Annotated in this window: 14 protein-coding genes; 9 read left to right on the top strand and 5 right to left on the bottom strand. The window is 63.6% G+C overall.

Annotated elements, in window-relative coordinates:
• Positions 1–4: 4 nt before the first annotated feature.
• The 3 genes from AC0J5J_RS02250 to AC0J5J_RS02240 all read right to left on the bottom strand — a co-directional run bounded on the left by AC0J5J_RS02250 (position 5) and on the right by AC0J5J_RS02240 (position 1720).
• On the bottom strand, positions 5–721 hold the full coding sequence (locus tag AC0J5J_RS02250) for an HAD family hydrolase (RefSeq protein ID WP_474899299.1): 717 nt from the start codon (positions 719–721) through the stop codon (positions 5–7).
• A 396-nt stretch (positions 722–1117) separates the two neighbouring features.
• Positions 1118–1336: a hypothetical protein gene (locus AC0J5J_RS02245; protein ID WP_474899297.1), complete on the bottom strand. Its 219-nt coding sequence runs from the start codon at positions 1334–1336 to the stop codon at positions 1118–1120.
• Between the two features lie 177 nt (positions 1337–1513).
• A complete protein-coding gene (locus AC0J5J_RS02240; protein ID WP_474899295.1) occupies positions 1514–1720 on the bottom strand; it encodes an ArsR/SmtB family transcription factor in 207 nt (68 codons plus the stop codon).
• A gap of 176 nt (positions 1721–1896) precedes the next feature.
• On the opposite strand from AC0J5J_RS02240, the gene AC0J5J_RS02235 reads away from it, so the two are divergent.
• The 8 genes from AC0J5J_RS02235 (at position 1897) to AC0J5J_RS02200 (ending at position 6980) form a co-directional block, all read left to right on the top strand.
• Positions 1897–2946, top strand: coding sequence for a permease (locus AC0J5J_RS02235; protein ID WP_474899294.1), 1050 nt, complete (start codon positions 1897–1899; stop codon positions 2944–2946).
• Between the two features lie 28 nt (positions 2947–2974).
• Positions 2975–3217: a thioredoxin family protein gene (locus tag AC0J5J_RS02230; protein ID WP_474897727.1), complete on the top strand. Its 243-nt coding sequence runs from the start codon at positions 2975–2977 to the stop codon at positions 3215–3217.
• Between the two features lie 77 nt (positions 3218–3294).
• Complete coding sequence (locus tag AC0J5J_RS02225; RefSeq protein ID WP_474899292.1) at positions 3295–3543, top strand: thioredoxin family protein; 249 nt, start codon at positions 3295–3297, stop codon at positions 3541–3543.
• Positions 3540–4484 (top strand): cation diffusion facilitator family transporter, encoded by a 945-nt coding sequence (locus AC0J5J_RS02220; protein ID WP_474899290.1) that lies wholly within the window; start codon positions 3540–3542, stop codon positions 4482–4484. Before AC0J5J_RS02225 ends, AC0J5J_RS02220 begins: the two co-directional genes overlap by 4 nt.
• Complete coding sequence (locus AC0J5J_RS02215; RefSeq protein WP_474899288.1) at positions 4481–4855, top strand: carboxymuconolactone decarboxylase family protein; 375 nt, start codon at positions 4481–4483, stop codon at positions 4853–4855. The genes AC0J5J_RS02220 and AC0J5J_RS02215 overlap by 4 nt, the downstream gene beginning before the upstream one ends.
• Positions 4856–4880: 25 nt before the next feature.
• Entirely contained in the window at positions 4881–5102 is a 222-nt protein-coding gene (locus AC0J5J_RS02210; protein ID WP_474899286.1) for a hypothetical protein, read from the top strand.
• 25 nt (positions 5103–5127) lie between these two features.
• Entirely contained in the window at positions 5128–6474 is a 1347-nt protein-coding gene (gene chrA, locus AC0J5J_RS02205) for a chromate efflux transporter (RefSeq protein ID WP_474899285.1), read from the top strand.
• Between the two features lie 71 nt (positions 6475–6545).
• On the top strand, positions 6546–6980 hold the full coding sequence (locus tag AC0J5J_RS02200; RefSeq protein ID WP_474899283.1) for an OsmC family protein: 435 nt from the start codon (positions 6546–6548) through the stop codon (positions 6978–6980).
• Between the two features lie 303 nt (positions 6981–7283).
• Here AC0J5J_RS02200 and AC0J5J_RS02195 read toward each other — a convergent pair whose 3' ends face one another.
• Together AC0J5J_RS02195 and arsB are read right to left on the bottom strand one after the other, a co-directional pair.
• Positions 7284–7694: an arsenate reductase ArsC gene (locus AC0J5J_RS02195; RefSeq protein WP_474899281.1), complete on the bottom strand. Its 411-nt coding sequence runs from the start codon at positions 7692–7694 to the stop codon at positions 7284–7286.
• Positions 7695–7750: 56 nt separating this feature from the next.
• Positions 7751–8863 carry an ACR3 family arsenite efflux transporter gene (gene arsB / locus AC0J5J_RS02190; RefSeq protein ID WP_474899279.1) on the bottom strand — a complete coding sequence of 371 codons (1113 nt, stop codon included), beginning with the start codon at positions 8861–8863 and terminating at the stop codon, positions 7751–7753.
• A 114-nt stretch (positions 8864–8977) separates the two neighbouring features.
• On the opposite strand from arsB, the gene AC0J5J_RS02185 reads away from it, so the two are divergent.
• Positions 8978–9325 (top strand): ArsR/SmtB family transcription factor, encoded by a 348-nt coding sequence (locus AC0J5J_RS02185; protein ID WP_474899277.1) that lies wholly within the window; start codon positions 8978–8980, stop codon positions 9323–9325.
• The last annotated feature ends 169 nt before the right edge of the window (positions 9326–9494 follow it).

Raw genomic sequence — 9494 nt, 5'->3', positions numbered from 1 at the left:
GGGACTACTCGGGGAGCAACTCGAACATGACGCCGGTGTCCAGCACTCTAATGCGCAAACGGTCGAGGCTGGGCACCACGAGGTCAGCGTCAAGCTGGTCGGCCGCGTACGTTCCGACGACACCGATCGTCAGGCAGCCCGCCGCACGGCCGGCTGCGAGGCCGGTGGGGGCATCTTCGACCACGACGCACCGGCGCGGATCCGCGCCCAGTCGAGCGGCCGCCTTGAGGAACGGCTCGGGGAACGGCTTGCCGCGGGGCGTGTCATCCATGGTCACGACAGTCGCCGGGATGGCAAAGCCCGCGGACTCGAGCCGGGCCAGGCACAAAGCACGGGAGCAGGAGGTGACGATGGCCCGGCGGTTTTCGGGCAGGGACCGCATGAGCTCCGCTGCCCCGGGCAGGATCTCGACGCCCTCGAGGTCGCCGAGCTCAAGTTCGAGGACGCGAGCGATGGACCATTCGATTTTGTCCTCTGGGACGTGGCGGGCGACCATCTGCCGTGCCGGCACGCCGTGCTCCACGCCGGTGAACGAGGGCCCGAGGCCCGCTTCCGCACCCCAACGCAACCACGAGCGATTCGCGGCCCGCGTCGAGTCGACCAGGGTGCCGTCCATATCGAAGAGAACCGCATCGAAGACCCGGTCGAGAAGAACGTGTCCCGTAGTGCTCTCTATGGCGGCACCTGTGATTCCATCGGCGGTGATGTGTCCCTGTGTCATGTTGCGTTTCCTTCCCTGAAGCCGTGATTGACGGCTTCGGCACTTCCCCAATTTTCCCTTGTCGCCGAGCCAGACGCTCGATACCAAGCCCCTCACGTGGTCTCTCGAGGACACCCCAGGCCATACCAACTGGATTGAGCAGTCAGTTAAAAAACAACAGGAGCAGGCCAGCGCGGCGAAGTGAACGTTGAATAAGGGTGAGCGTCTTGAGTGCTCGCCCATCCAGTGAATGCAAGATTTACTGATCACCTGGCGCTTCAAGCGCGGCAAAGAGTACTTGAACCCAGGACCGATGCCGAGGTCATGGCGGCGGCATGCGAAACGAGAGGGGCACCGCTTGGGCGGTGTCCCTCTCTGTGTTGCCTCAGGTGACCTGGTGCGGTGGATTGGGCGTTCTCAATGAGCGACTGCGGTCGCCAGGCCGGTCACTACAACGGGCACCCCGTTCTGCGTGAGCTGCGTGTCGGCCGTGGACACGTATTCGCCCTCGACCCGGTCTGACTGAACGGTGCTCACGTACCCATTCCGAATGAGAGCGTGCGGGTGTTCTTCGGTCACATAAGTACCGACTAGGTCATCGTCGTGGTTGGTGGCCGTGGTGATGTATGCGTTCATGGTGTTCCTCAGATTCTTTCTCGGCGTCCAGCGAGCTCGAGTTCGCGGTGCCCCAACTGAACCGAAAAGTGATCCGGTGCGGCGGTCAAGCAGCTAAATCGATCGGCGTCGATGTATTCAGTATGAGTGTTACATCGATGGATGTCAATGCATGCAGATCGCTCCCGGTCCTTCGGTTCAGTTGATACGCGTTGCGCAGGAGCGAACGCCCTGAGCCAGAGGCGGTTGCGCCCAGGCTCCTGTGTCGAGGGTGCGGGCGATGGCGTGGATGGCCTCAGGCATGACGCGGTAGTGCACGCTCATCCCGTGACGTTCCTTGGTGAGGATGCCGCTGGCCTGCAGTTTCTTGAGGTGGTGACTGACGGTGGGCTCCGACAGTTTCACGACCGGGGCAGGTCGAGGGTGGCACTGTTCCCCAGCGTGCCGCAAGAGATCGGCGTTACGTCATCGAGCAGCGGAAGCGTTTTGGGCATGGGAACAGTCTGGCACCTTCTTGACAGATATCAAAGAGGTCGCCATACTTTGAATTAGATGAACGTCGAATGATTCAAGGAGCAGTTGTGAGCATCGCCGAACGGATACCGGTCACCACGCGTGGCCGGGTCGGAATCCTGGCCGCAGGGGCGGGCCTGTGGGCACTGGCCTACTGGGTCAACGAATGGCTCTGGGACGTGGTGCTCTACGACGCGTTCGGTATGGATCCCGAGAGCCGGATCACCGAGACCATCCACTTCTTCATCTACGACTCGCTGAAGATCCTGCTGCTGCTGGCCATCATCATCTTCGCCTCCACAGTGCTCCGCTCCTTCATGAGCGTCGAGCGCACCCGCACCTTCCTCGGCGGCAAACGCGAAGGGGTCGGCAACATCCTCGCCGCGGGCCTCGGCGTGATCACCCCGTTCTGCTCCTGCAGCGCCGTGCCGGCCTTCATCGGGTTCGTCGCCGCCGGCGTGCCGATCGGCGTCACGATGAGCTTCCTGATCGCCAGCCCCCTGGTCAACGAGATCGCCATCGGCCTGCTGCTGACCCTCTTCGGCTGGCAGATCACCGCCCTCTATGTGGGGTCGGGCCTCACGATCGCGATCGTGTCCGGCTGGATCCTCGGCCGCCTGCACGTCGAAAAATGGGTGGAACCCTTCGTCTTCGACGTGAAACTCGGCGGCGAGCTGATCGACCCCTCCCTCGGTCTCACTTTCGGGCAGCGGATGCAAATGGGCGTCGAAGAGGTCAAATCCATCATCAGGAAGATCTGGATCTACCTGCTGGTCGGCATCGGCCTCGGCGCACTCATCCACGGCTGGGCGCCCGCCGAGTTCTTCACCACCTACGCCGGCCCCGACAACCCCTTCGGCGTGCTGATCGCGGTCTTCATCGGCATCCCGCTCTACTCCAACGCCGCCGGCATCATGCCGCTCGTCGCCGCCCTCTACGACAAGGGCCTCCCGATGGGAACCCTGCTCGCCTTCATGATGGCCGTCGTCGCCCTGTCACTGCCGGAAATGATCCTGCTGCGCCGAGTGCTCAAGCCCCAACTGCTCGCGATCTTCATCACGACCACCGGCCTCGGCATCATCGCCGTCGGCTACCTCTTCAACGCCATCCTCGCCTGACCCACCACCCCTGAAAGGAACCAATCCCATGATCATCAAGATCCTCGGCCCCGGCTGCGCCAACTGCATCAACCTCACCAAAGCCGCCACCACCGCCGTCACAGAACTCGGCCTCGACGCCACCATCGAAAAGGTCGAAGACTACGCAACCATCGTCGGCTACGGCGTGATGAGCACCCCCGCCCTCGTGATCAACGAGAAGGTCGTCGTCTCCGGCCGTGTACCGAACGTGGCCGAGGTGCGCACCCTCCTCACCGCAGCGAGCCGGTAGCACCACCGAGAACCCCGTCGCGGCAGGATGCCTAGCGCCCGCCTCGGTCCCCAATCCTGAACAGGAAACGCCAGACCATGAACATCAAGATCCTCGGCACGGGGTGCACCAAGTGCGTGACCCTGTACCGTGTCACCACCCAGATCGTGCAGGAACTCGGCCTCGACGCCACCGTCGAAAAGGTCGAAGACTACGCCGTCATCCTCGGCTTCGGCGTTATGAGCAGCCCCGGCCTCGTCATCGACGAGAAGGTCGTCTCCGTGGGCCGGGTGCCGACATCCGCTGAACTCCGAAAGCTTCTGGACCCCTCGAACGCTCGGCCATGACCGTCGGTCACGAGTTTGAACACGGCACAAATCCCGTCCAGCTCAATCAACGCCGTGCCCTGGTCTTTGCGCTGGGCGTCAACGCCGCATTCCTGATCGTCGAGGCCGTGGGCGGGATTGTGTTCGGGTCCCTGGCATTGATCGCCGACGCCGCGCACCTGCTTTCCGATGTCGCCGGGCTTGGAATCGCCCTCGCCGGGCTGACCCTGGCCGCTCGCCCGATCAGCACCCGGCACAGCTTCGGCTTCGCCCGGGCCGAGGTCATGGCCGCTCAACTCAGCGCGCTGCTCCTCCTGGCCGCCGGCGGCTGGATCCTGTTCGAAGGCGTCAGCCGGTTCTTCGAACCCGAGCCCGTCAACGGGGGCGGGCTGGTCCTGGTCGCCACCGTGGGCCTGGTCGTCAACCTCGGCAGCGCCCTCCTGGTGCACCGCGCCCAGGGCGAGAGCCTCAATATGCGGGCCTCGTTCGTGCACCTCGCCACCGACGCCGCCGGCTCCCTCGGCGCGATCATCGCCGGCCTCGTGATCCTGAGCACAGGCTGGCTACAAGCCGACTCCGTCGTCTCCATCGCCACCGCACTCCTCGTGCTCTGGGCCGGCTGGAAACTGCTCCGCGACACCATCCACGTGCTCATGGAAGGTACCCCTCATGGGATGGACACCGACCAGGTTCGCACCAGCATCCTCGCCCAGGACAACGTCGAAGACGTGCACCACCTCCACCTCTGGAACCTGGCCTCCGATGTCCCTACCCTGTCCGCACACGTCGTGATCACCGGAGACCCCACCCTCCATCAAGCCCAACAGTCCGCGACCCAGATCCGGGCCGCTCTCGCCGACACTTTCAACCTCACCCACGTCACCCTCGAACTGGAATGCCCACCCCCGGGCATTCCGACCACCACTCAGAAACAAACCGAACAGAAAAGAGTCCTCTCATGACCTCTCAGCCGACACTCGACCAGGTCCTCGCCGGAATGACCGCCTCCCTGGGCGGCACGCTGCCACGCTCCGTTCAGCTGGCCGCCACCGTCATGCCCGACCTGGTGCTCGAACACGCCCGCAACAGTGGATTCGCCATGCCCAAAGACGAATCCGGTGCCCTCGACAACGAAGCACGCACCCTCATCTACCTCGGCATCGCCCTGGCCACCGGCAGCCACGCCTGCATCGACGCCATGATGGGCAAAGCCCGCGCCGCCGGCATCGACAAGGACAAAATCCTCGAAACCTTCAAGATCGCCCGTTTCGCCGAAGCCACCCGGGTCATGGGCAACAGCGAGCCCCTCCTCGACCAGCTCGCCACCTGGTAGCGGCCGTCACTTAATGAAAACCACGATGCCCCAACCTCCCTCAGTTCACGTTCGCGCCCTGATCACCTGGACTGCGATCTTCCCCCTCGCCACGCTGGCGTTCTTCGCCATGGCCCCCTTCTCCGCCGACTGGAATCCAGTGCTGCGCGCGTTCGTCCTGACGATCATCGTCGTTCCCCTCTCCGTCTACCTCGTCGTACCCCAACTGATGCGCGGATACGGCAAACTTCGCAGCGCTCGTCACTGAAACCCGCGGCCGGCATCCGGCGAGGATGCCGGCCGCCCGGGTTCCGAGGCGCCTATGCCTCAAAACCCTCCCAATCGTTCCACCCGGAAAAGAGAACAACGACATGGCTCCGAGCACGGCAGACCAGCCGTCGAACAATGCTGAGCCACCCCGCGGCTGTGGCGCCCAACTGACCGTGCCCACCCTCGGCGAGCTGGTGATGACCACCGCTCACCTGGGGGCGATCGGCTATGGCGGCCCCGCGATCCTCGCCCTCATGAAGCAGACGCTGGTCACAAAGAAACACTGGATCACCGAGCAGGACTTCATGAACGCGCTGAGCCTGGCCCAAGCGCTGCCCGGAGCCACCGGCGTCACCGTTCTCGGCTACGCCGGATTCAAACTGAAGAAGGTTTGGGGAGGACTGCTCGCACCGCTGGGATTCATCACCCCACCCACCATCCTGATGATTTTGTTGTCCTGGGCCTACTTCACCTACGGCGAGCTACCGTTCGTGAAGTCGCTGTTCGCCGGGCTCGGCGCACTGGTCGTGGCCCTGCTCGTGAATGCCTTCCTCGTACTCGGGAAAGCCGTGTTTCCACAAATCGGTTGGCACAGCTGGAGGAGAATCCTCATCGCCCTGGGCAGCTTCACCGCGGCCTACCTATTCCATATCAACGTTCTGTGGATCGTCCTCGGCGTGGCCACGGCGGGCTTTCTCCTCTTCTCCGTTGGCGCAAAAACCCCGGAATTGAACCCGACCCTGAAATCCGGACCGGCACCCGCTGCAGTTTCCCAGCCCGAGCGACTCTCTGTCCGAGGCCTCGGGCCAGCCGCTGTGGTCGCCGCCATCGTCGCAATCGCCCTGATCGTTCCATACACCCGCGATCTGATGGCCACATTCCTCGGAATCGGCGCCACCGCCTTCGGTGGCGGCTTCGGTAGCATCCCACTCATCCAGAGCCAGGTCGTTGACGCCCACGGATGGCTCACGACCAAGGAATTTGTGGACGGGATCGCCCTGGGACAGATCACCCCCGGGCCGGTATTCATCACCGCAACTTTCATCGGGTACCACGTCGCCGGCGTGATCGGGGCCATCGTCGCCACGCTGGGGGTCTTCCTCCCCTCCCTGACAGCGATGATCCTCCTCGCCGACCTCCACGGTAAAGTCCAGGGACACCGGGCCGTCCAGGCCGTCATCACAGGGCTCCAGGCCGGGTTCATCGGATTGATCCTCTCCGTCGCTGTCCAGTTCGCCTTCAAATCACTGCTGTCCTGGCAGGAATGGGTCATCTTCCTCGCCAGTTTCATCTTCATCGCCATCCTGAAGAAGAACTCGCTCTGGGCGATCCTGGCCACTATCGCCTTCTCATTCTTTTTCATTCGCTAACCCGGCCACCCACCACAAGCGCCTGGAGGGTGAGAGATTAGGCACAGAACAGGAACGAGAAAGGTAAGAGCATGACAACCCCACCAACGAGCTACCGAGTGCACGGCCAGAGCGTATCCGGGGTTGCCGCCTCGATCAACGCGGGCAACCACACCATCCCGATCGACGCCACCTGGGGTGTCGTGGAGCCGTCCGGGCTTCCGGGGCCGGCTGAGTTGCTGGCCTCAGCCTTCGCCGCCTGCCTGCTCAAAAACCTGGAACGGGCCAGCTCCATGATGCCGTTCGACTACGAGAGCGCCGAAGTCGACGTGAAATCCAGGCGCCAGGATTCCCCGCCGAAATTCGTCGAGATCGAATACGAAGTCCGCATCGTCACCTCCGAAGTCCAGCGCCGCGTCGAACTGCTGCACCGCAACCTGAGCCAGTTCGGCACCGTCTTCAACACCCTCGACGCGGTCTGCGACGTGCATGGCACCCTGGTCGCCGTTCCGCCCGAAACCCGATAAGGGTGGTTCAGACCACGTCACCAGGTTCGCGAAGTAGCTGACCCGGCCAGAGCAAGAGATGCTCTCTACGCTCTGGTTCTCTGGTTTCGAGTAGCCGTTCGACCAGGTCTCGATTTTCGTCCCGAATCGTGCGAACGTCCTCGAGGGACAGGCGGGCCGTGGCCGTCAGGGCCCAGTCCTGGTAAGTCTTTCCGGGATAGATCAGGCAGACGTCGCGTTTCGGCACCGAAGACACCCGAGAACTTCACGGTCAGGTCCCGGCCCAGCCGCCGCAGGCGTTGAGGTCATTCGTCGTGTGCGAACCTATGCCTGGGCGGGCAGGATCTCGGCGAGCAGGGCCTGGATGCGGGCCTTGATCTCGTCGCGGATCGGGCGCACGGACTCGATGCCCTGGCCGGCCGGGTCGGCGAGTTCCCAGTCCTCGTAGCGCTTGCCGGGGAAGATCGGGCAGGTGTCGCCACAGCCCATGGTGATCACGACGTCCGATTCCTTCACGGCCTCGGTGGTGAGGATCTTCGGCACGTTGTGCGCGATGTCGATGCCCTCCTCGTTCATGGCCTCGATAGCGACGGGGTTGATCTGGTCCTTGGGCGCCGAGCCGGCGGAGAGCACCTCGACGCGGCCTTCGGACAGGGCCGTCATGAAGCCGGCGGCCATCTGGGAGCGGCCCGCGTTGTGCACGCAGACGAAGAGAACGGTGGGCTTTTCGGTCATGATCGAGGTTTCTTTCTTTACTTCACGGTGACGCGGATGGATGTGGTGATAGGAGACTAAATCCGGTTCGTGACCGGCTGGTCGGCGGCGACGGATGCCTGCGGCGCGGCCCCCGGGAACAGGCGCGGCCGCAGCCACAGCGCCACGTAGACGAGGGCGACCAGCGCCGGAACCTCGATCAGCGGGCCCACGATACCGGCCAGGGCCTGGCCGCTCGTGGCACCGAAGGTGCCGATGGCCACCGCGATGGCCAGCTCGAAGTTGTTGCCCGCTGCGGTGAAAGCGAGGGTCGTGGTGCGCTCGTAGGAGAGGCCGGTGAGCTTGCCGGTGGCGAACCCGGCAGCGAACATGACCGCGAAGTAGACGAGCAGCGGAAGGGCGATCAGGGCCACGTCGAACGGGCGATCGATCACCTGCTGGCCCTGCAGGGCGAAGAGCAGCACGATCGTGAACAGCAGACCGTAGAGGGCGAACGGGCTGACCTTCGGCAGGAACCGGCTCTCGTACCAGTCGCGGCCGCGGGTGGCCTCGCCGACCCGGCGGGACAGGTAGCCGGCCAGCAGGGGGATGCCGAGGAAGACGAGCACGCTCACAGTGATCGCCCAGATCGAGAACTCCGCACTGGTGGTGGACAGGCCGAGCCAGGCCGGAAGGACCTGCAGGTAGAACCAGCCGAGCGCAGCGAACGCGATGACCTGGAAGACCGAGTTGACGGCAACGAGGAATGCGGCGGCCTCCCGGTCGCCGCAGGCGAGGTCGTTCCAGATCAGCACCATGGCGATGCAACGGGCGAGACCCACGATGATCAGGCCGGTGCGGTACTCGGGCAGGTCAGGCAGGAAGATCCAGGCGAGGGTGAACATCAGGGCCGGGCCCACGAGCCAGTTCAGCACCAGCGAGGAGACCAGCAGCTTCTTGTCTCCGGCTACTACCCGGGCGTCCGAATAGCGCACCTTGGCCAGCACCGGGTACATCATCACCAGTAGCCCGATCGCGATGGGCACGCTGACCGAGCCGATCGTGAAGGCGCCGAGCACTTCGCCGACGCCGGGTGCGAAGACGGCCAGCAGGAGTCCGAGGCCCATCGCAACAATGATCCACACCGGCAGGTACCGGTCCGTGAAGCCGAGTCGCGCCGGTGACGTGGTCTGTGGTTCATGGGTAGACATAAGGCTCCGTAGATATTCGCGACGTGTGGATCCGCGACGATGAAATCGACGTGCATCGATACAAGTCTTCCCAATGCATCGACGGATGTCAATTTATGCGCGGATAATGGTTGCATGTCGCTAACCCACCACGTTCCGAACCCGACCTGCGGTTGTTCAACGGCGCATCCCCGCGAGTCGATCGGCGCTGACACCGCCGACAGACTCGCGGCCTCGTTCAAGGCCCTCGCGGACCCGACCCGGGTACGTCTCGTATCCATGGTTTCCGCTAGCCCGGAAGGCGAAGCCTGCGTGTGCGATCTCACCGAGCCGCTCGGACTCAGCCAGCCAACCGTATCCCACCACCTCAAAGTCCTCGTGGAAGCGGACATCCTTCACCGCGCAAAACGCGGAACCTGGTCCTACTACAGCCTGGTACCGGGGGCTCTTGACTCCATCTCAACTCTTCTTCTCAAGATTTAGCCGACGCCGACGGCCAAGAACCCGAAATCGCACTGTCCGGCCGATCTGTGCCGACACAATGTAGTTTGTCTATCTCGGTCGATTTCGGGGCTGTCGACGACCAGGTCAGTCGGGCGCGACCGAATAAGCGGTGACCGCGTCAATGTCGCACTGGAACGTGCGTGCATCA

This window comes from Cryobacterium sp. TS_SC_7 (assembly GCF_056156285.1).
Note: the sequence above shows the minus strand (reverse complement) of the source record. Positions and strands in the feature narration are given on the sequence as shown.